18 protein-coding genes are annotated in these 19,948 nt (G+C 71.3%); 5 read left to right on the top strand and 13 right to left on the bottom strand.

Annotated elements, in window-relative coordinates; all coding sequences use genetic code 11:
- Positions 1-30: 30 nt before the first annotated feature.
- From ACFWEE_RS25235 to ACFWEE_RS25225, 3 genes are all read right to left on the bottom strand, one after another.
- Complete coding sequence (locus ACFWEE_RS25235) at positions 31-1,368, bottom strand: ABC transporter substrate-binding protein (protein ID WP_386892363.1); 1,338 nt, start codon at positions 1,366-1,368, stop codon at positions 31-33.
- 98 nt (positions 1,369-1,466) lie between these two features.
- Positions 1,467-2,411, bottom strand: a complete 945-nt coding sequence (locus tag ACFWEE_RS25230) for a carbohydrate ABC transporter permease (RefSeq protein ID WP_386892362.1) — start codon at positions 2,409-2,411, stop codon at positions 1,467-1,469.
- A gap of 5 nt (positions 2,412-2,416) precedes the next feature.
- Positions 2,417-3,343 (bottom strand): carbohydrate ABC transporter permease, encoded by a 927-nt coding sequence (locus ACFWEE_RS25225; RefSeq protein WP_386892361.1) that lies wholly within the window; start codon positions 3,341-3,343, stop codon positions 2,417-2,419.
- Between the two features lie 288 nt (positions 3,344-3,631).
- On the opposite strand from ACFWEE_RS25225, the gene ACFWEE_RS25220 reads away from it, so the two are divergent.
- Positions 3,632-4,618: a LacI family DNA-binding transcriptional regulator gene (locus tag ACFWEE_RS25220; RefSeq protein WP_386892359.1), complete on the top strand. Its 987-nt coding sequence runs from the start codon at positions 3,632-3,634 to the stop codon at positions 4,616-4,618.
- Positions 4,619-5,254: 636 nt separating this feature from the next.
- Here ACFWEE_RS25220 and ACFWEE_RS25215 read toward each other — a convergent pair.
- The 5 genes from ACFWEE_RS25215 to ACFWEE_RS25195 form a co-directional block, all read right to left on the bottom strand.
- Positions 5,255-5,884, bottom strand: a complete 630-nt coding sequence (locus ACFWEE_RS25215; protein ID WP_386892358.1) for a hypothetical protein — start codon at positions 5,882-5,884, stop codon at positions 5,255-5,257.
- A gap of 100 nt (positions 5,885-5,984) precedes the next feature.
- Positions 5,985-7,151 carry an ROK family glucokinase gene (locus ACFWEE_RS25210; RefSeq protein WP_386892357.1) on the bottom strand — a complete coding sequence of 389 codons (1,167 nt, stop codon included), beginning with the start codon at positions 7,149-7,151 and terminating at the stop codon, positions 5,985-5,987.
- Positions 7,152-7,286: 135 nt separating this feature from the next.
- Entirely contained in the window at positions 7,287-8,138 is an 852-nt protein-coding gene (locus ACFWEE_RS25205; protein ID WP_386892355.1) for an ATP-binding cassette domain-containing protein, read from the bottom strand.
- Positions 8,135-9,199: an ABC transporter permease gene (locus tag ACFWEE_RS25200; RefSeq protein ID WP_386892353.1), complete on the bottom strand. Its 1,065-nt coding sequence runs from the start codon at positions 9,197-9,199 to the stop codon at positions 8,135-8,137. Before ACFWEE_RS25200 ends, ACFWEE_RS25205 begins: the two co-directional genes overlap by 4 nt.
- Positions 9,196-10,185, bottom strand: a complete 990-nt coding sequence (locus ACFWEE_RS25195; protein WP_386892446.1) for a substrate-binding domain-containing protein — start codon at positions 10,183-10,185, stop codon at positions 9,196-9,198. The genes ACFWEE_RS25200 and ACFWEE_RS25195 overlap by 4 nt, the downstream gene beginning before the upstream one ends.
- 271 nt (positions 10,186-10,456) lie before the next feature.
- Here ACFWEE_RS25195 and ACFWEE_RS25190 point away from each other — a divergent pair, with 271 nt between their 5' ends.
- Positions 10,457-11,458 (top strand): Gfo/Idh/MocA family oxidoreductase, encoded by a 1,002-nt coding sequence (locus ACFWEE_RS25190; protein ID WP_386892351.1) that lies wholly within the window; start codon positions 10,457-10,459, stop codon positions 11,456-11,458.
- 52 nt (positions 11,459-11,510) lie between these two features.
- On the opposite strand, the gene ACFWEE_RS25185 is transcribed toward ACFWEE_RS25190, so the two are convergent.
- Both ACFWEE_RS25185 and ACFWEE_RS25180 read right to left on the bottom strand, forming a co-directional pair.
- Positions 11,511-12,707, bottom strand: coding sequence for a cytochrome P450 (locus tag ACFWEE_RS25185; RefSeq protein WP_386892349.1), 1,197 nt, complete (start codon positions 12,705-12,707; stop codon positions 11,511-11,513).
- Between the two features lie 144 nt (positions 12,708-12,851).
- The gene (locus ACFWEE_RS25180) at positions 12,852-13,766 is read right to left on the bottom strand and encodes a DMT family transporter (protein WP_386892348.1); all 915 of its coding nucleotides are present in this window, start codon (positions 13,764-13,766) and stop codon (positions 12,852-12,854) included.
- A gap of 338 nt (positions 13,767-14,104) precedes the next feature.
- Here ACFWEE_RS25180 and ACFWEE_RS25175 point away from each other — a divergent pair, with 338 nt between their 5' ends.
- Positions 14,105-14,935: an aldo/keto reductase gene (locus ACFWEE_RS25175; RefSeq protein WP_386892346.1), complete on the top strand. Its 831-nt coding sequence runs from the start codon at positions 14,105-14,107 to the stop codon at positions 14,933-14,935.
- 80 nt (positions 14,936-15,015) lie between these two features.
- Here the strand turns inward: ACFWEE_RS25175 and ACFWEE_RS25170 are convergent, their stop codons facing one another.
- Entirely contained in the window at positions 15,016-15,345 is a 330-nt protein-coding gene (locus tag ACFWEE_RS25170; RefSeq protein WP_386892345.1) for a putative quinol monooxygenase, read from the bottom strand.
- Positions 15,346-15,577: 232 nt separating this feature from the next.
- Between ACFWEE_RS25170 and ACFWEE_RS25165 the strand changes: the two genes are divergently transcribed.
- Positions 15,578-16,147: a hypothetical protein gene (locus ACFWEE_RS25165; RefSeq protein WP_386892344.1), complete on the top strand. Its 570-nt coding sequence runs from the start codon at positions 15,578-15,580 to the stop codon at positions 16,145-16,147.
- A 48-nt stretch (positions 16,148-16,195) separates the two neighbouring features.
- Here the strand turns inward: ACFWEE_RS25165 and alc are convergent, their stop codons facing one another.
- Together alc and allB are read right to left on the bottom strand one after the other, a co-directional pair.
- A complete protein-coding gene (gene alc, locus ACFWEE_RS25160) occupies positions 16,196-17,362 on the bottom strand; it encodes an allantoicase (RefSeq protein WP_386892342.1) in 1,167 nt (388 codons plus the stop codon).
- 2 nt (positions 17,363-17,364) lie between these two features.
- Entirely contained in the window at positions 17,365-18,741 is a 1,377-nt protein-coding gene (allB, locus tag ACFWEE_RS25155) for an allantoinase AllB (protein ID WP_386892340.1), read from the bottom strand.
- Positions 18,742-19,113: 372 nt separating this feature from the next.
- Here allB and ACFWEE_RS25150 point away from each other — a divergent pair, with 372 nt between their 5' ends.
- On the top strand, positions 19,114-19,905 hold the full coding sequence (locus ACFWEE_RS25150; RefSeq protein ID WP_386892338.1) for an IclR family transcriptional regulator: 792 nt from the start codon (positions 19,114-19,116) through the stop codon (positions 19,903-19,905).
- Positions 19,906-19,948 lie beyond the last annotated feature (43 nt).

Raw genomic sequence — 19,948 nt, 5'->3', positions numbered from 1 at the left:
GAGAAGAGGTGACGTGGTCGGCCTCGGGTGCTACTTCTCGACGGTGAAGCCCTGCTCGTTGCCGTAGGCGAGCGACTTGTCCTGCCACGACTTCAGCCCGTCCGACAGCTTGGTCGAGGAGATGTACGCCTTGCCGACGGTGTCGTTGAAGATCGAGTTGGCGTACACCTGGTACGGCAGGTAGCTCCATCCGCTGGGCACGCTCTTCGCGGAGGCGGCGAAGATCTCGTTGGCCTTCTGGCCGCCGAAGTACGGGAACGCGGTGTCCTGGAACTCCTTGGAGTTCAGGTCCGCGGTGGTCGCCGGGAACGCGCCGTCGGCGACGCGGGTCTGCACGCCCGCACCGGAGTTGGCGTACTCGACGAACGCGTAGGCGAGTTCCTTGTTCTCGCCCTGCGCGGGCAGGGCCAGCGAGCTGCCGCCGTTCTCGGCGCTGGCGTTCGCACCCTTCTCCCACTGCGGCAGCGGGGCGACGCGCCAGTCACCGGCGGCGTCCTTCACGCCGGAGGCGAAGTTGGCGGGCATCCAGGCGCCGATCGGGAGGGTCGCGATGGTCCCGTCGCCCAGGCCCTTGTACCAGTCGTCGCTCCAGCCCGCGATGGGCGAGACGAGCTTCTCGTCGATCAGCTTCTGCCAGGTGTCGGTGTACTTGACGGCGCCCGCGTCGGTGAAGTCGATGCCGACCTTCGTGCCGTCGACCTTGTACGGGTGCGAACCGGCCTGCCAGAGAAGGCTGGTGGTCAGACCGGCGTCGCCGAGGTCGCTGGTGATGTACGCCTTCGGGTTCGCCTTGTGCAGGGCGCGGGCGGCCTCGACGTACTCGTCCCAGGTCGTCGGCACCGCGATCTTGTACTCGTCGAAGACCTTCTTGTTGTAGAAGAGCGCCATCGGCCCGGAGTCCATCGGCAGGCCCCACACACCGCCGCCGGTCGTCACCGAGTTCCAGGGTCCGGGCGAGTACGAGTCGGCCAGCTTGTCGGCGCCGTACGCCTTGAGGTCGGCGACCTCCTTCGTCAGGGCGTACTGGCCGAGCGCGTAGTACTCCAGCTGGGCGACGTCGGGGACGCCCTTCTTCGCCGAGATGGCGTTGGACAGCGCCTTGTACTCGTCGTTGTTGGTGCCCGCGTTGACCAGCTTGATGTCGACCTTCGGGTACTTCTTCTCGAAGTCCTCGGCGACCTGCTTCAGGGTGGGCTCCCAGGCCCACACCGTGACGGTGCCGCCCTTCTGCAGCGCGGCCTGGATGTCGGACGAACCCACCTGCTTCTGGCCGGAGTCGTCGTCGGAGCCACCGCAGGCGGTCGCCCCCAGGGCCAGGGCGCAGACGAGACCGAGGCCGCGCAACAGGCGGCGGGAGTGCTGGGACATGGCGGTATTTCCACTTCCTCGTGGGTCGACATGGCGTGCGGACGGTGAGAGGGGGCCGGGCGGCACCCGCGCGACGTGCGCGCGTGCGTTGCCCGGGGCTATTCCTTGACGCTTCCGGCGGCGAGCCCGGACTGCCAGTACTTCTGGAGCAGCAGGAAGGCGGCGATCAGCGGCACGATGGTGAGCAGCGAGCCGGTGACGACCAGGTTGAAGACGGCCTCGCCGCCGGCCGTGGCGGCCTGTTTGTTCCAGGCGTCCAGGCCGAGGGTCAGCGGGTACCAGTCGGGGTCCTTCAGCATGATCAGCGGCAGGAAGTAGTTGTTCCAGGTCGCGACCGTGGTGAAGAGGAGCACGGTGACGGTGCCCGGGGCGAGCAGCGGCAGTGCGACCTGGAAGAAGGTGCGCAGTTCGCCCGCTCCGTCGATGCGGGCCGCTTCCATCAGTTCGGCGGGTACCGCCTCGGTGGCGAACACCCACATCAGGTAGAGGCCGAACGGCGAGATCAGTGAGGGGATGATGACCGCCCACGGGGTGTCCGTCAGGCCGATCTTGCTGAACAGCAGGAAGGTCGGGACGGCGAGTGCGGTGGTCGGTACCGCGACCGCGCCGATGACGACAGCGAACACGGCGCGTTTGCCCGGGAACTGGAACTTGGCGAGCGCGTAGCCGCCGAGTACCGCCAGGAGGGTGGCGCCGCCCGCGCCGACGACGACGTACAGGAGGGTGTTGAGGAGCCAGCGGCCGAAGACCCCGTCCTGGTAGGTGAAGGTCTGGCTGAGGTTGTCCCACAGGGCGAAGTCGCCGTCGAACCAGAGCCCGAAGGAACGGGCCAGCCCTGTCTGGGACTTGGTGGCGCTGATGACCAGCCAGACCAGCGGCAGCAGGCTGTAGACGAGGACCACGCCCGTGACGGCGGTCAGCAGGACGCTGCGCCGGGGGCGGCCCGGGGTGTGGGCGCGGCGCGGGGCGCGCAGGCGCGGCGCGGCGGCACGCTGTGGAGTCGCGGTGGGTCGGGGGGTCTCGGTCGCACTGCTCGTCGTCATCACGTTCACGCTTCCTTGCGCATGCCGCGCAGTTGGACGACGTAGGCGACGACCATGGTGATCACGCCCATGACGATGGCGACCGTCGCCGAGTAGTTGTGCTGCTGGCCGGAGAAGGACAGCGAGTACGTGTAGTAGTTCGGGGTGTAGTCGGTGGTGATGGTGTTCGGCGCGAGCTTCTGCAGGATGGCGGGCTCGTTGAAGAGCTGGAAGCTGCCGATGACGGAGAAGATCGTCGCGATGACCAGGGCGCCCCGGATCGCGGGGAGTTTGATCGCGGCGACGACCCGCCACGGGCCGGCGCCGTCGATCTCGGCGGCCTCGTAGAGCGAGTGCGGGACCACGCGCAGCGCCGAGTAGAAGATCAGCATGTTGTAGCCGACGAACTCCCAGGTGACGATGTTGCCGATCGAGGCGAGGACCAGTTGGGAGGAGAGCGGGTCGGGCAGGTGCAGGCCGAACGCGTCGTTGATGTCGCCGACCAGGCCGAACCGGGGGCCGTACAGGAAGCCCCACATGAGGGTGGCGACGACGGCGGGGACGGCGTAGGGCAGGAAGACGGATATCCGGAAGAACTCCTTGCCGTACAGGCGGCCACTGTCGACGGCGAGCGCGACGAAGAGCGCGATGCCGAGCATGATCGGCACCTGGACCACGAGGAAGAGTCCGACGCGGGCGACTCCGTCCCAGAACTGCGGGTCTTGCAGCGCCTGTTGGTAGTTGTCGAAGCCGACGAACGTGGTGCCGCCGATCAACTGGGTGCGGAACAGGCTCAGATACACCGAGTATCCGATCGGCACCAGGAAGACCAGGGCGAAGACGAGCACGAAGGGGCCGATGAACCCCCATCCCGCCCATGAGCGGCGGGGCCGCGTCACCGGCGGTCCGGCCGGGCGGGCCCCTGTGGCCGCCGGCGGTTGCAGCGTCGTCATCTCGCGCCCCTCGCTCGTGCTTCACCGGACCGGAAAGGACGTTCACGCGCACGTTCCGGCAGGTGAACGGGCTCGCCCCGACGGCCCGACTGGCATTATGTTTACGTAAACATCCGGTGGCGGCATGTCTACACTGCCCCCAGATGGGCGGTCAAGAGCCGTACACGAAGGCGACATCCGATGAGGGAGACGGTGGACGAAGCAGGCGAACGCCCCCCGGGCGCAGACACGTTCCCGGCCGGACCGGCCCCCGGGGGCGGAAGTCCGAAGCGGCGCAGAACCGTCTCGATGGCGGATGTGGCCCGGGTCGCGGGGGTGTCCTCCCAGACGGTCTCCCGCGTCTCCAACGGCTTCCCCGGCGTCAACGAGGAGACCCGCGGGCAGGTCCTCGCCGCGATGAGGGACCTCGGTTACCGCCCCAACAGCGCGGCGCGCGCGCTCAAGCGCGGCGAGTTCCGCACCATCGGGGTCATCACCTTCACGCTCTCCACCACCGGCAACGTGCGGACCCTGGAGGCCATCGCGACCTCGGCCGCCCAGGAGGGGTACGCGGTCACCCTGCTGCCGGTCGCCGTCCCCACCCAGGACGAGGTGCGGGGCGCCTTCTCGCGTCTCGGTGAACTCGCCATCGACGCGGCCATCGTCATCATGGAGGTCCACCTCCTCGACGAGGCGCGCCTCTCGCTGCCGCCGCACGTGAAGGTCGTCGTCGCGGACTCCGACGCCGGGGACCGCTACAGCGTCGTCGACACCGACCAGGCGGGCGGCACCCGGGACGCCGTCCACCACCTGCTGGGCCTCGGCCATCGCACCGTCTGGCACCTCGCGGGCCCCGAGGGCTCCTACGCCGCGCAGCGCCGGGCGGACGCCTGGCGCTCGGCGCTGGAGGACGAGGGAAGGGTTCTGCCGCCCCTCGTACGCGGCGACTGGTCGGCGGAGTCGGGGTACCGGGCGGGGCTCCGTATCGCCGAAGAGGCGGAGTGCACCGCCGTGTTCGCGGCCAACGACCAGATGGCGCTCGGCCTGTTGCGCGCCCTGCACGAGCGCGGGCGGAGCGTGCCGGGGGACGTGTCCGTCGTCGGTTTCGACGACATCTCCGAGGCCGGTTCCTTCCTGCCTCCGCTGACCACCGTCCACCAGGACTTCGCCGAGGTGGGCCGCCGCTGCGTCGAGGGCGTCCTGCACCAGATGCGGCAGAGCGGCCCCGGGCACGGTACGACGCTCGTACCGACGCGGCTCGTCCTGCGGGAGAGCACGGCTCCGCCGCCCGCCTGACAACTTCACATCTACTGGCGCTCCGCACCTTCGAGGCCGATGGAGGGGAGGCGCCCAGGAAGGTTCTCGCATCCAGGGAGCAGCGCCGGCGCGGCGCTGCCGTCCAGTGCCGACGCTGCGCGCAGTTGGCCCGTACCGGCGGACAAAGTCGCACGGAACGGCAAGAACAACTCTTGTCCTCGCAGATCAGAGGCGCTGCCTGCCGATGCGTTCTTGCAACATGGGTTCACGTGACTCACCGCAACAACCTCCCTGTGAGTTCGCGCCCGAGTCACGCCGAGCTGCATGCTGCACTCACGGCAGCGAGCGTTGCGACCGCGACTGAGGCGCCTCAACCGGCGACGGCGTGTGCATCTGCAGCAGCCCATCGAGGGCATTCTCGGCTGCGACCCGGACTTGATCGTCACGCCGTCCGAGCTGATCCGGGCCATGCGGGTTCTTCGCATCCAGGTCGGGCAGCCCTCGCTTGCGGAGGTTGAAGTCTGGCAAGGCCGTGCGCTGCCACCCACAGCATTGCTTCGGAGACCATCAGCGGCATGACGCATGAGAGCGATCGGTGCGTGGTGACGCATGCGACCGCCGCGAGGCCGAGGTCACATTCCTCGGCCTCGTCGCCGACATCACGGTCATGGCCCCTCAGGGCGTGGCCGCGGAGACCACGTACACGACCGGGGACGCCGGGTCGGTCATGTTCACGGTGATGTTCTGGGTGGGCCGGGGGTCCTTGTTCCGGTGCGTCGTCCCGGCCCAGGACGCGCCGGACCAGAAGTTCCAGTCCGTGATCCGGATGTCCCGCTGGGAGATCGTGATCTTCCCGGTCTTCAGGGCCGCGCGGTCGGTCCCCACGCCGCTCAGGAAACGGTCGAGACCGGCGGAGGTGGTCCGGAACTTCAGGTACATCCGGCTCGCCTTCCAGTTGTTGGTCTCGTAGTACTGCACTCCGGTCGCGTTCCCCGGTACGGGTACCTCGAAGATCCGTCGCTGCATCCGTGACGGCCAGCTCGCACGGAGCCCCTGGGCGGCGGCCTCGGCCTCCTTGTCCTTGCCCGAGTCACGGCTCTGACCGGCCGAGACCAGCAGGTACCCGGCCGGGATGCCGATCAGCAGCACGATGATCGTCGCGGTGATCAGCCGTCTGCGGAAGACCCGGCGCGGATCGGGCGCGGCTTCGCCGTCCCCCGGCGCGCACTGGCGCGGCACCACGGGCTGCTCGGCGGCGTCGGCGATCGCGGTTCCCTCGGAACGCGGATGCTCGGCTGCGGTCATGATCTTCGGTTCCCTGGGAGCTTGGGTGCGCGGGCGGGTTTCGGTACGGGGCGGCCGGGGCCCGCCGGGCGGGAGGGCCCCTCCCGGCGGGCCCCGGCGGTCAGTCGCCGGTCCGGGCGCTCCGCGTGCTGCGCAGCGTGCTCGCGGCCTGGTCGTAGATCTGCGCGTAGCGCTCGTACCGCTCGACCCGGCGGCGGTTGGCGCGGCGGAAGCGGCGGGCGACGAGCCGGGCGAGGTCGGCGGCGCCGACCATGCCGGCCTCGGGGCCGAGCTGGGCCCGGACGATCCTGGCCTCGGGGCGGTAGCCGCGGCCGGTGAGCTGGCGCTTGAAGGCGTCCCGGGCGGGGTTGATCAGCAGGTCGTCGGCGGCGCTGACGCCACCGCCGATGACGAAGCAGGAGGGGTCGAGCGCGGCGGCGAGGTTGGCGATGCCGACGCCGAGCCACTGCCCGATGTCCTGGAACAGCTCGATGCACATCGGGTCGCCCTCGCGGGCCAGCTCGGTGATGAGCGGCCCGGTGATCTCCGGGACGTTGCCCTTGACGCGCTCGATGATGTTGTACGCGACCGGGGAGTCGGCGGCGGCCAGCTCCTTGGCCTCACGGACCAGCGCGTTGCCGGAGCTGTACTGCTCCCAGCAGCCGCGGTTTCCGCAGGGGCAGCGGTGGCCGCCGGGGACGACCTGCATGTGCCCGAACTCGCCGGCCACGCCGTACTTGCCCCGCTTGACCTGCCCGTCCTCCAGGATCGCGCCGCCGATGCCGGTGCCGAGAGTGATCATCACCAGGTGGTCCTCGCCCCGTCCGGCTCCGAAGCGCCACTCCGCCCAGGCGGCGGTGTTGGCGTCGTTGTCGACCATGACGGGGACGACGAGGCGGGAGGCGAGGGCGTCGCGCAGCGGCTCGTCGCGCCAGGCGAGGTGCGGGGCGAAGAGCACCCGGGAGCGGTCCGCGTCGACCCATCCGGCCGCGCCGATGCCGACGGCGTGCACGTCGTGGCGGTCGGAGAGGTCCAGCACCAGCTCGACGATGGTGTCCTCGACGACCCGGGGGCTCTTGGACTTGTCGGGCGTCTCGGTGCGCAGCTGCTCCAGGATGTTGCCGTCCGCGTCGACGACGCCGGCCATGACCTTGGTGCCGCCGATGTCGATGCCGACGGTGGGCACGCGGGGCGCCGTGAGGTGGGAGCGCCGCTCCCTCGTACCGACGGTCTTGAGGACGGTGGCGCGGGCGGAGCCGCGGTGGGTGAAGTCGCGGTACGTGCTCATCGTCCCTGCGGTGTCTGGGGTGGCCGGCGGGTCAGTGCCACCGGCGGCGGACGGCGCCCACCTCGATCGATTCTGCCACTGCCGTCCGCCCACAGCCGCCTCGGCGGTTCCGGCCGCGGCCGGGTCGCCGCCCGGTCACTCGGTGTCGTCGTCCACCGGGTGGCCGCCGATGGAGGTCGGCGCGGGGGCTCGCTCCAGCTCGTGGCTGAGCTCGTCGAGCTCGCTGCCGCCCGCCATCTGCCGGGTCAGCTCGTCGAGGGTGACGTCGCCCTTGGTGTGGCTGCCGGCCATCGCGCCGCGCTTGAGGAGGACGAACCGGTCGCCGACGAGGTAGGCGTGGTGGGGGTTGTGCGTGATGAGGACCACTCCGAGTCCGGCGTCCCGGGCGGCGGCGACGTACTTCAGTACGACTCCGGACTGCTTGACGCCGAGCGCCGCCGTCGGCTCGTCCAGGACGAGGACCTTGGCGCCGAAATGGACGGCGCGTGCGATGGCCACGCACTGCCGCTCGCCGCCGGAGAGGGTGCCGATCGGCTGGTCGACGTCGCGCAGGTCGATGCCCATGCGGTGCAGTTCGGCGCGGGTCGTCTCGCGCATCAGCCGGACGTCCAGGCGCTTGAAGGGGCCGGAGCCGGTGGTCGGCTCCGAGCCGAGGAAGAAGTTGCGCCAGACCGGCATGAGCGGGACGACGGCGAGGTCCTGGTAGACGGTGGCGATGCCCCGGTCGAGGGCGTCGCGCGGGTTGACCAGGGTGGTCTCCTCGCCTTCGATCCGGAAGACGCCCTCGTCGTGCCGGTGCAGCCCGGCGATGATCTTGATGAGGGTGGACTTGCCGGCGCCGTTGTCACCGAGCACGCAGGTGATCTCACCCGCGTGGACCTCCAGCGACACGTCGGTCAGCGCCTTGATGCTGCCGTAGTACTTGCTGACGTGGTCGAGCTGGACCAGCGCCTGGGGGCTCGTCGTCCGGGGGGCCGGGGCCGTCATGTCGTCGCCTCCGCGCGCTTGCGTACCCATGCGTTGAGCAGGGTGGCCAGGAGCAGCATCGCTCCGAGGAAGAACTTGAACCAGTCCGGGTTCCACTCGGCGTAGACGATGCCCTTGCTGGTCATGCCGAAGATGATGGCGCCCACGGCCGAGCCGACCGCGGAACCGTAGCCGCCGGTGATCAGGCAGCCGCCGATGACGGCCGCGATGATGTAGATCAGCTCGTTGCCGACGCCCTCGCCGGACTGGACCACGTCGAAGCTGAAGAGCAGGTGCTGGCCGGAGACCCAGGCGGCGAAGGCCACTCCGAGGTAGAGGCCGATCTTGGTACGGATCACGGGGACGCCGACCGCGCGGGCCGCGCTCTCGTCGCCGCCGACCGCGAAGATCCAGTTGCCGAACCGGGTGCGGATCAGGATCCAGGTGGCGACGGCGACCAGGCCCAGCCACCAGAGGATCGTCACCTTGAGCTCGACGCTGCCGAGGGTGAGCTGCGAGGCGAAGACCGCGTGGGCGGAGTCGAAGCCCCACATGTCGCCGATCGCCTTGGTCGACACGGTGCCGCTGATGAGTTTGGTGAGGCCGAGGTTGAGGCCGGTCAGCATGAGGAAGGTGCCGAGCGTGATGATGAAGCTCGGCAGCTTCGTCCGGGTCAGCATGAACCCGTTGAACGCACCGAAGCCCAGGGTGACCAGGAGCGACACGAAGACGCCGACCCAGACGTTGGCGGTCATCTGATAGCTGAACATCGAGGAGACCAGAGCCGAGCTGGTCACCATGACGCCGGCCGAGAGGTCGAACTCCCCGCCGATCATCAGCAGCGCGACCGGCGCGGCCATGATCCCGATGGTGGAGGCCGCGTAGAGCACGGTGCCGAAGCTGGACAGCTGGAGGAAGCTGTCGGCGACGACGGCGAAGAAGAGGAAGACGGCGAGGGCGCCGACGACCGAGCCCAGCTCGGGGCGGCCCAGGAGCCTGCGCAGCGGTGAGGTGCGCAGCAGCCGTTCGTCGGTGCTGCCGGAGGCCGGGGCGGGGGCCGTGGGCTGTCCGGTTCCCGTCATCGGGTGCCCCGGGCGGTGTACTCGGCGAGTTCGTCGGCGTCGGCGGCCGTGATGACCTGCGGGCCGGTGAGGACGGGCAGGCCGCCGCCGAGGACGTTGCGGTTGAAGCGGTAGAGCCAGAGCAGGTCGACGGCCTCGTAGCCCTGGAGGAAGGGCTGCTGGTCGACGGCGAAGCCGAGCGTCTTGGCCTTGAGGCCGGCGGCGACCTTGGCGTTCAGGTCGAAGGTGTCGATCTCGGCGTCGCTGCCGGCGGAGTTCTTGGCCTGCACGGCCGCGTCGGCGAAGGGGGCGCCGAGGGTGACGACGGCGTCGATGCTCTTGTCGGTCTGGAGCTTCGCCTCGATGGACGCCTGGACGTCCGGCATGTTGGTGCCGTCGACGTAGAGGTTGGTGGTCTTGCCCTCGAAGTTCTTCTTCACACCGGCGCAGCGCTGCTCGTGGCCGACGTTGCCCTGCTCGTGCAGGACGCAGAGGACGTTCTTGCGGTCGCGCGTGTTCAGCTCGTCGCCGACCGCCTCGCCGGCGATCGACTCGTCCTGGCCGATGTGGGTGAGCGCGCCGTAGGCCTTGGACTCGGCGGAGCCGGAGTTCACGGTGATCACCGGAATCCCGGCCGCGGTGGCCTTGGCGACGACGTCCTTCATCGCCTCGGGCTTGGCGAGCGAGACGATGATCCCGTCGACCTTCTTGTCGATCGCGGCCTGGACGAGCTGCGCCTGCTGCTGCGCCTCGTCGTTGTGCGAGTACAGGAAGTTGATGTTGTCCTTGCCCGCCGCCTCCTTGGCGCCCTTCTGGACGATGTCCCAGAAGGTGTCACCGTCACCCGAGTGGGTGATCATGGCGAACGTCCAGCGGGGCGTGTTCACGGCCGAATGACCCTCGGAGGCGGCCTGGGATGCTGCCGCGCGTTCCTCCGCCCGCCTGCCGCCGGTGCTGCTGCATCCCGCGAGGGAGGCCCCGAGCACCACTGCCAGCACGGCGCCCATCGCGCGTACCCCTGTCCGAACCCTTGCCACGAAGCCGTGCCCTTCTTGTGCCGCTCACTGTGCCGTCTGGTGCGCCGCGGACGTGTGGAGTCCCGGCCCGGCTGCCCAAGTATCCCCGAGGTTCGACGGGCGGCACCCGGCAGGGCCCGGGCACATGAATGTGTCGTCCGGCCGCACGGGCGATTTCCCAGGTGGCAGAGGGCTGTGGAGCGGGGTGCGGGGCCTTTGCGCGTGCTTGACACGGCGACAGGGCGAACGCCACGGTGAGGCCATGCGTATCGGACTGGTCGGAACGGGACGTATCGGTACTTTCCACGCGGTGGCGCTGAGCCGTCATCCGGCGGTGGAGTCGCTGCTGGTCGCGGACGCCGACCCGGCGCGGGCGGCTGCGGCAGCGGCGCGTACGGGCGGGCGGGCGGTGACGGTCGACGAGGTGTTCGCGGGCGGGGTGGACGCGGTGGTGATCGCCTCGGCGACGGCCGCGCACGCCGGTCTGATCGGCCGGGCGGCGCGGGCGGGGCTGCCCGCGTTCTGCGAGAAACCGGTCGCCCTGGACCTGCCGGGGACGCTCGCCGCGCTGGCGGAGGTGGAGGCCGCGGGCTCGGTCCTCCAGCTCGGTTTCATGCGCCGCTTCGACGCCGGGTACCGCGCGGCGCGCGAGGCGGTCCGCGAGGGCAGGCTGGGCCGGCTGCACACGGTACGGGCCGTCACCTCCGACCCCGCTCCACCGCCCGCCGCGTACCTCCCGCTCTCCGGCGGGCTCTTCCGCGACTGCCTCATCCACGACTTCGACATGGTGCGGTGGGTGACCGGCCGGGAGGTGACCGAGGTGTACGCCACCGGGTCGGACGCGGGACCGGCCGCCTTCCGCGAGGCGGGGGACGTGTCGACGGCCGCGGCCCTGCTGACCCTGGACGACCGGACCCTGGTGACGGCCACGGCGACCCGGTGCAACGGTGCCGGGTACGACGTGCGGATGGAGCTTGCGGGCGATCTGGACCAGATCGCGGTGGGCCTGGACGACCGCACGCCCCTCACCTCGGTGGAACCGGGCGGCCCTGACGCGCCGCTGAAGGCCTGGCCCGGTTTCCTGGAGCGGTTCGCCCCGGCGTACGAGGCGGAGCTCGACGCCTTCCTCCGGCTGGCGGCGGGCCGGGCGACGAACCCGTGCGACGCCCGGGAGGCCCTGGCGGCGCTGCGGATCGCGGAGGCGTGCGAGCGCTCACGGCGGGAGCGGCGCCCGGTGGCGCTCGCCGAGATCCCCGGCGGCTGACCGGACACGCCCTGGTGCCGGGCCCGGCACCAGGGCGTGTGCCGGAAGTCCCCTACCAGGCGATCGGCAGGTGCTCGGGGCCCCGGATCAGCATCCCCGTGCGCCAGGTGAGCTGCTCCGGACCGGTGTCCAGCCGCAGTCCGGGGCAGCGCGCCAGCAGCGAGCCGATCGCCACCCTCGCCTCGACGCGGGCGAGCGGTGCGCCGAGGCAGTAGTGGATGCCGTGGCCGAAGGAGACGTGGCCGCGCGCGTCGCGGGTGATGTCGAAGCGTTCCGCGCCCTCGAAGCGGGCGGGGTCCCGGTTGGCGTCCGCCAACGCGACGAGGACGAGCTCGCCGCCGCCCGGGATCACCTCGCCGCCGACGTCGAGCGGCCCGGTGGTGAAGCGGAACGTGGGGGTCTCGACGGGGCTGTCGTAGCGCAGGATCTCCTCCACCGCGTTGCCGAGCAGCCCGGGGTCCGCGCGCAGGGCCGCCAGCTGGTCGGGGTGGGAGAGGAGGTGGAGTACCCCGTTGGTGATGAGGTTGACGGTGGTCTCGTGTCCGGCGACGAGCAACAGCCACGCCATTCCCGCCAGTTCGTCGCCGGAGAGCCGGTCCCCCTCCTCGTCGGCTGTGTGGATGAGCGCGCTCATCAGGTCGTCGCCCGGCTGCTTGCGCTTGTCGTCGAGCATCACAGCGATGTAGGCGTTCATCGAGGTGACGGCGGTACGGCGCGCCTCGGCGTCGGTGGAGGAGAGGGCGGTGTTGGACCACTCCCGGAAGCTCACCCGGTCCATGTCGGGCACGCCGAGCAGCTCGCAGATCACCGCCATGGGGAGCGGGAACGACAGTGCGTCGACGAGGTCGGTGGCGCGGCCGGGCTCCGCCAGCATCGCGTCCAGCAGATCATCCGTCATGCGCTGCACGCGCGGCACGAGTTGTTCCATCCGGCGCGGGGTGAACTCGCGGCTCACCAGCTTGCGGAGCCGGGTGTGGTCCGGCGCGTCGGAGCTGAGCATCGACGGACCGGCGGTCATCTGATGGAGATTCAGGAGGGGCGAGGCGTTCCGCCACTCCTTGGACAGCCGCTGGTCGGCGAGGAGTTCGCGCCCGGCTTCGTAACCCACCACGAGCCAGGCGGGGGTGCCGCCGGGCAGGACAACCCGGTGGACCGGTCCCCGGGCGCGGAGTTCGGCGTAGCAGGGGTACGGGTCCCGGGTGAACGCCTCGCCGAGTGCGCCCAGATCCAGTATCGCGTCGGTGGTCACTGCGGTTCCTTTCGGAGGTCCGGGCGTCGGCCGGGTGCGTACCCCGGCCGGCGGCGGGAGCGGCCCGGCCCCCGTGCGAGTCCCTACCTCACCGCCGGGCGGTCCAACCCTCCCGTTCCCGGGACGCGGTTGCGGATGGCCGGTTCAGGCCTGTGCGCCGCGCCGCCCCCACGCCGTTCCGGCCAGGACCAGCACGGCGCCCGCCGCCCCGAGGACCCCGAGGCGCTCGCCTCCGATCGCGATACCGACGGCGGCGGCCCACAGGGGTTCGGTACCGAGCAGCAGGCTGACCCGGGACGGCGAGGTGCGCCGGACCGCCCACATCTGCACGAAGAACGCGAAGAGCGTGCAGAAGGCGGCCAGGAACAGCAGTCCGGCCCACTCGCCGGCATCGAATCCGGCGGCCACCGTCCAGGGCGCGGGGCCGGTCCCGGGCATGGTGGCGAGCACGGCGAAGACGGCTACCGCGCCGCCGAGTTGGACCGTGGTCAGGGAGAGCGAGTCGGCCGACTGGACGGCCTTGATCCGGGCCATCGCCAGGACGTGGACCGTACGGGCGAGGGCGGCGAGCAGCATCAGCAGGTCACCGCCGGACGGGCTGGTGAACCCTCCTCCCTGGGTCAGCAGCACCACGCCCAGGACGGAGAGCCCGGCGGCGAGGAGGAAGCGGCCGGTGGGCCGCGTGCGGGTGACGGCCGACTCCGCGAGCGGGGTGAAGATCATGGTGAGGCTGATGATGAGCCCGGCGTTGGTGGCCGAGGTGTGCACGATTCCGTACGTCTCCAGCAGGAAGATCCCGCTGAGGATCAGCCCGAGCAGCCCGGCGCCCCGCCACTGGGCCGCCGTCAGGGCCTTCAGTCCGCGCGCTCCGGCGACGACCAGCACGGGCAGCACGATCGCGAAGCGCAGCACGAGGACCGCGACGACGGTCCCCGGGGTGGTGATGCCCTTGGCGGCGAGGTAGCTCGATCCCCAGACGACGGCGACCGCCAGGACGGGCAGGTCGGTCGACCAGGCGGGGCGGGACGGGGCGGCGGCGGGCACGACGACAGCGGACACCTGGCACTCCTGGGTTCTCCACGGCGGAAACAAGCGTGGAGACCTCGCTGGCTCGCACACGGCCGGCTCACGCTACCGGGCGCCGCCCCCGCGCGGAACCCGCGTCCCGGCCCGTGGTCACCCGTTCGCCCCGCCCTCGTGCACCGCTCCCCCGCCCCGCACGGGCTCCTTCCGCCGCGACCTGCCCGGAACCACGGGGCGTCCTACGCTGGCGGGACCGTACGGATCGCGGATTCGGACCGCGGATTCGGACCGCGGACCGCGGATTCGGACCGCGGACCGCGGACATACGGATCACGCACGTACGGATCACACACGCAGATCACGGAAGGACGATCATGAGCGCCGTCCCCCAGCTCCCCCTGCTGGACCACCGCACCCTCCCGGCAGTCGGTCTCGGCACGTACCCGCTGGACGACGAGGAGGCGGAGAAGGCGGTCGCCGGGGCGCTGGGCCTCGGCTACCGGCTCGTCGACTCGGCGAAGAACTACGGCAACGAGCGCGGCACCGGACGCGGCATCGCCCGCAGCGGCGTGCCGCGCGAGGAGGTCACCGTCACCACCAAGGTGCCCGGCCGCCATCACGGCTACGAGGAGACGCTTGCCTCCTTCGAGGAGTCGCGGGCCGCGCTCGGCGTGGAGTACGTCGATCTCTATCTCATCCACTGGCCGCTGCCGCGCGTGGACAAGTACGTGGACACCTGGAAGGCGATGATCAAGCTTCGCGAGGACGGTCTCGTCCGCTCCATCGGCGTCTCGAACTTCACTCCCGCGCAGCTCGACCGGCTGGAGCGGGAGACCGGGGTGGTGCCCGCGGTCAACCAGATCGAGCTGCATCCGCTGCTCCCCCAGGACGAGTTGCGGGAGGTGCACGCGGCGAAGGGCATCGTGACGGAGGCGTGGAGCCCGCTGGCGCGGGGCCGCGAGGTGCTGGAGGCACCGGAGACCGTGGCGATCGCCCGTGAGCACGGGGTGACGCCCGGTCAGGTGGTCCTGCGGTGGCACACCCAGTTGGGGGTGGTGCCGATCCCCAAGTCGGCGGATCCGGGGCGGCAGCGGGAGAACCTGGACCTGTTCGGCTTCGAGCTGACGCCGGACCAGCTGGACCGGATCGGCTCGGGGAGCAGGCACCGGTTCGGCGGCGACCCGGACGACCACGAGGAGTTCTGACCCGCCGCCCGCACCGTCGGCCGCAGGCCACCGGTCACCAGTCACCGGCCACCGGCCACCGGCCACCGGCCACACTCCGTTCACCGATTGACCGGGGCGACCTCCGCCATCCGGGACCAGCCCTCGCCGGGGACCTCGACGTTGACGATCTCGGGGACCTCGGCGACCAGGGACGACATCGTCTTGACGGCCGCCTGGAAGTGGGCGGATTTCACGTGCGCCTCGCCCGCCTCCGCCGACGCGAACGCTTCGAGCAGGACGAACTGGTTCGGGTTCTCCACGCTGTACGACCAGTCGAAGAACAGGTTCCCCGGCTCGGAGCGGGTGGCGAGGGTGAACTCCTCCATCGCGGGGAGCCAGTTGTCGCGCTCGGCGACGAGGACGGTGAACTTGACGGCGATGAAGATCATGGCTGCTCCTGGTCGGGACGTACGGGGAGGCGCCGCCGGGCGCCGGAGGCCCGGACGGCACCGCGACCAGGGTGACATACCGCCCCGTACCGAACCTTCCGGGCGCACCGGGCCGCCTCTCGTCACCGCCTCACCTGGCTCGGGCGGCCCTGCCCGCGGAACGTCGGTGGCCCGTGGCACACTTCCTCGACGCGCGGGGCGGATGGGCCTCGTGCCCTGAGGGGGGACGTACGTGAGCAGAGTGGGGTGGGCTGCCGCCGGTGCGGTGGCCGTGGTGCTGGGTGTCTCGGGTTGCGGCGGCGACGGAGCCGACCGGAAGGAGGAAGCGGTTCCCGCCACCGTCATGGACGCGCCGGGGGTGGAGGACTCCGGGCCGGTCACCCGGGCGAAGATGCGCGTGGTGCTCAACAGGATCACCGCCGGCGTGGGCGCCCCGCCGAACGATCCGGACTGGGCCCGCACGGAAGCGGAGCCCCGGCCCGGCTCGCTGCAGGAGTGCTCCGTGAGCTACCGGGCGTTCGAGAAGGCCAAGACCCTGGACACGGAGCGCACGGACGCCCTGGCAGCCGCGCTGATCGATCGCGGCTGGGCCAAGTCCCCGACGGAGCAGACGAAGAAGGCCAAGGACGGCACGATCACCATGACGCAGTCGGTCTTCAAGAAGCTCGGCTGGAGCCTGGTCATGGAGGACTGGCTGTTCGCCGAGAATCGCACCCTCAAGCTGACCGCCTTCGACGACGCATGCGTCCAGGGGGCCACGATCGACCCCTCCATAAGCGCCCTCCTTCCCGCGGCACAGTGACCTCGCCGGGGGCCCCGGACCGCCCGCCGTCCCAGGACGGCCTCCGGCTCAGCCGCCGAGCTCCTGGTGACGGGCCGCCAGCCGCCTCGCCCCGGCCTCGGTGAGGGAGCCGAAGAGGCGGAGCCGGGAGATCCCGCCGTCCGGGAAGATGTCGATGCGCACCCGGGTGGCGCGGACCGGGGTCTCCAGGACGAAACGGTGGTTGGTGTCGGGCTGGAGTCGGGTCCGGGGCAGGAACTCGGTCCACGCCTCGCCCGCCCCGTCGGATCCGGCCGCCCCGTCGGCTCCGTCCGCCCCGTCGCGGAGCGAGAGCGCCGCCCAGCCCGCCGCGTTGCCCTTGAGGCAGGCGGTGTCGATCTCGACGGCCCGGATCTCCGCCTGCGCGGGCAGCGTGTAGCGGATCCAGTCGTTGCCCCGGTCCCGGCGGCGGCGGGTCTCCCAGCCGTCGTCCATCTGCCGGGAGCGGCCCGGCTGGATGCTGTTGGTGGCCGGGGAGTAGAAGCGGTCCGAGGCGTCCTCGACCTGTCCGCCGTTCTCCAGGGCCAGCAGGTCGAAGGTGCCGAGCGCGGTGAGCCAGGCGGGGTCGGGGGCGACCTCGCCGTGGACCCGCAGCCGGGCGATGCCGCCGTCGGGGTGCTGGTTGACGCGGAGGTGGGTGAAGCGCTGTTCGGCGGCGACCGTGAAGCCGTTGGCGGCGTGGCCGGCGATCTCCGTACGGGGCACCAGTGTCGTCCACTTCACGTCCGGCGCCAGCAGTTCCTCGGGCGAGGGCGAGCCCGGCAGTGCGGTGGCCTCCACGGAGACGGCGCGGGGGTAGTTGCCGCGGAAGTGGGCGGTGTCGACGACCAGGCCCCGGACGATGCCGGGGGCGCCGAGCCGTACGAGCGCCCAGTCGTGGTCGTCGTCCTCGGGGTGCGGGCGGTCGGCGCTCGCCCCGCGCCTGCGGCGGGTCTCCCAGCCGTCCATGATCTTGCCCTTGTGCCCGAAGCGTTCGGGGTCGAAGACGGCGGGGCCCGGCTTCAGCAGGTTCTCCCGCTCCGCGAAGAACTCGTCGTTGGCGGCGATCACCCCGGCGCCGAGCTGCCGTCCGGCGAGGTCCACGAGGTGGCCGAAGGGGAATCCGGCGGGGCCCGGGGTGCGGTAGTCGGCGTACGGATCGCCGCCCGCGTAGGGGAGGGCGTCTCCGGTCCAGCGCGGCGGCACGGACTCCGTCATGGTCAGTGGTTCCTTTCGAGGAGGCGGCCGGAGGGTTCGGTGAACACGCCGTCGTGGAAGATCCGTTCGCCACGCAGCCAGGTCGACGTGACGACGCCGTTCAGGGTCCGGCCCGCGTAGGCGGTGACCCGGTTGCGGTGGTGGAGTCCGGCGGGGTCGACGGTGAAGCCGGCCTCGGGGTCGAGTACGGCGAAGTCGGCGTCACGGCCGGGTTCGATGGCGCCCTTCCGGTCGAGCCCGGCGAGCAGGGCGGGGCCGGTGGACATCCAGCGCGCCACGTCGTCGAGCGAGTGGCCGCGTCGGCGGGCCTCGGTCCAGAGGGCGGGCAGTCCCAGCTGGAGGGAGGAGATGCCGCCCCACGCGGAGGCGAAGTCGGGCGTCTTGAGGTCGGTGGTGCAGGGTGAGTGGTCGGAGACGACGCAGCTGATCACCCCGTCGGCGAGGCCCTGCCACAGCGCGTCCTGGTTGGCGGCCTCCCGGATGGGCGGGCAGCATTTGAACTCGGTCGCGCCGTCCGGAACTTCCTCGGCGGTGAGGGTGAGGAAGTGCGGGCAGGACTCCACCGTGACGCGTATGCCCTCGCGTTGGGCGGCGGCGATCAGCGGCAGCGCGTCGCCGGACGAGAGGTGCAGGACGTGGACGCGGGCGTCCAGCCGTCTCGCGTGGGCGATCAGCCCCTCGATCGCCGCGTTCTCGGCGGCCCTTGGGCGCGAGGCGAGGAAGTCGGCGTACGCGGGGCCGCCGCGCTGCGGGGCGGTGTCCAGGTGTCCGGGGTCTTCGGCGTGGACGATGAGCAGCCCGCCGAAGCCCCCGATCTCGGCCAGCGAGCGCCCCAGCCCCTCCTGGTCCAGGTGTGGGAACTCCTCGACGCCGGACGGGGAGAGGAAGCATTTGAACCCGAAGACGCCTGCCTCGTGGAGCGGGCGCAGATCCTTGGCGTTCGCCGGGATCGCACCGCCCCAGAAGCCGGTGTCCACGTGCGCCTTGGGGGCGGCGACCCGCTGCTTGGTTCTGAGGTTCGCGACGGTGGTGGTCGGGGGGAGGGAGTTGAGCGGCATGTCGAGGAGGGTGGTGATGCCTCCGGCCGCCGCAGCCCGGGTGGCGGTCCAGAAGCCTTCCCACTCGGTGCGCCCCGGATCGTTGACGTGCACGTGCGTGTCCACGAGCCCGGGGAGGAGGGCCCGGTCGCCGAGGTCCTCCAGCCGGACGTCCGGGGCGACCGGGGTGTCGTACGGGAGGACCGCCTCGATCCTCCCGCCGGAGACCGCGACCGCGGCGGGTCGGGTCCCGGTGGGGGTGACGACACGGGTCGAGCGCAGGAGCAGCCCGGCGTGCGCGGGCCCGTCCTCGTCCCCGTCGGCGTTCAGGTCTTTCCGCACGTCCGCACCGAACACCCGTGCTCCTCGCTCCGCTTGCGTCGGGACACCTCAGCGATTTCAACGAACTGTTGAAGGAGTCTTCACGCGGGTTTCCGCTCCGTCAAGCCCCCTCCGCCGCCGGAGCGACCTACGCCGGTGCCGCCCCACGGGCACGCGAAAACCGGCGGAAACTTCCGGGAAACAGAATCGGGCTTCCGTGCTCCGGAAGGCGCGCCGGGCCGGCCGATGTCCCGCACACACCCCCGGGACCTGCCCGCGGCAGCCGGAAGCACCCCCTCTGACCGGCAGATACGTCGTGCCACGAGCAGTGCGCGGACCGCGACCGTCCCGGTACGCTGCTACCTTGCCTCCCGCTTCGAAAGGAACGTTGACGTGCCGCCGTCCGACGCCAGCACTTCCGACTCCAGGACCGTCGTTCCCAGCGGTGGGGTGCAGTCCCTGGAGCGCGCCTTCGACCTGCTGGAGCGGATGGCGGACGCCGGGGGCGAGGTGGGCCTGAGCGAACTCTCCACGACCAGCGGGCTGCCGCTGCCCACCATCCACCGCCTGATGCGCACCCTGGTGCTCTGCGGATACGTACGCCAGCAGCCCAACCGCCGCTACGCCCTGGGCCCCCGGCTCATCCGCCTGGGCGAGTCGGCGTCCCGGCTGCTGGGCACCTGGGCGCGGCCCTACCTCCAGCACCTGGTGGAGGAGACCGGCGAGACCGCCAACATGGCGCTGCTCGACGGCGACGAGGTGGTGTACGTCGCGCAGGCGCCCTCGAAGCACTCGATGCGCATGTTCACCGAGGTCGGCCGCCGGGTGCTGCCGCACTCCACGGGCGTCGGCAAGGCGCTGCTGGCGCACGCGTCGCCGGAGGAGGTACGCGCGCTGCTGGCGCGCACCGGGATGCCCGCCGCCACCGAGAAGACCATCACCACGCCGGACGGCTTCCTGGAGGCGCTGGAGCAGGTCCGCCAGGCCGGTTACGCCGTCGACGACAACGAGCAGGAGATCGGGGTGCGGTGTCTGGCCGTCGCCGTGCCCGACTCCCCCACCGCCGCCGCGATCTCCATCTCGGGGCCGGCCGGACGGGTCACGGAGGCGGCGACGGAACGGATCGTCCCGATCCTCCAGCAGACGGCGAAGGACCTCTCCGAGGTGCTCACGGCGGGCGGTTGAGCGTACGCACCCGGGGAGCGCGGGAGGGGCGGCGGGCATGGCG

Origin of the sequence: Streptomyces sp. NPDC060184 (assembly GCF_042728795.1) — a bacterium.
In the GTDB taxonomy this organism is placed as follows: domain Bacteria; phylum Actinomycetota; class Actinomycetes; order Streptomycetales; family Streptomycetaceae; genus Streptomyces.
The sequence above is the reverse complement of the archived record's forward strand: the minus strand, read 5'-3'. Positions and strand labels throughout refer to the sequence as shown.

Bases quoted from the DNA above. Each gene is read 5' to 3' on its own strand.
- ACFWEE_RS25235 (WP_386892363.1), bottom strand. From the start codon at position 1,368: ATGTCCCAGCACTCCCGCCGCCTGTTGCGCGGCCTCGGTCTCGTCTGC.
- ACFWEE_RS25230 (WP_386892362.1), bottom strand. From the start codon at position 2,411: ATGACGACGAGCAGTGCGACCGAGACCCCCCGACCCACCGCGACTCCA.
- ACFWEE_RS25225 (WP_386892361.1), bottom strand. From the start codon at position 3,343: ATGACGACGCTGCAACCGCCGGCGGCCACAGGGGCCCGCCCGGCCGGA.
- ACFWEE_RS25220 (WP_386892359.1), top strand. From the start codon at position 3,632: ATGGCGGATGTGGCCCGGGTCGCGGGGGTGTCCTCCCAGACGGTCTCC.
- ACFWEE_RS25215 (WP_386892358.1), bottom strand. From the start codon at position 5,884: ATGACCGCAGCCGAGCATCCGCGTTCCGAGGGAACCGCGATCGCCGAC.
- ACFWEE_RS25210 (WP_386892357.1), bottom strand. From the start codon at position 7,151: ATGAGCACGTACCGCGACTTCACCCACCGCGGCTCCGCCCGCGCCACC.
- ACFWEE_RS25205 (WP_386892355.1), bottom strand. From the start codon at position 8,138: ATGACGGCCCCGGCCCCCCGGACGACGAGCCCCCAGGCGCTGGTCCAG.
- ACFWEE_RS25200 (WP_386892353.1), bottom strand. From the start codon at position 9,199: ATGACGGGAACCGGACAGCCCACGGCCCCCGCCCCGGCCTCCGGCAGC.
- ACFWEE_RS25195 (WP_386892446.1), bottom strand. From the start codon at position 10,185: ATGGGCGCCGTGCTGGCAGTGGTGCTCGGGGCCTCCCTCGCGGGATGC.
- ACFWEE_RS25190 (WP_386892351.1), top strand. From the start codon at position 10,457: ATGCGTATCGGACTGGTCGGAACGGGACGTATCGGTACTTTCCACGCG.
- ACFWEE_RS25175 (WP_386892346.1), top strand. From the start codon at position 14,105: ATGAGCGCCGTCCCCCAGCTCCCCCTGCTGGACCACCGCACCCTCCCG.
- ACFWEE_RS25170 (WP_386892345.1), bottom strand. From the start codon at position 15,345: ATGATCTTCATCGCCGTCAAGTTCACCGTCCTCGTCGCCGAGCGCGAC.
- alc (WP_386892342.1), bottom strand. From the start codon at position 17,362: ATGACGGAGTCCGTGCCGCCGCGCTGGACCGGAGACGCCCTCCCCTAC.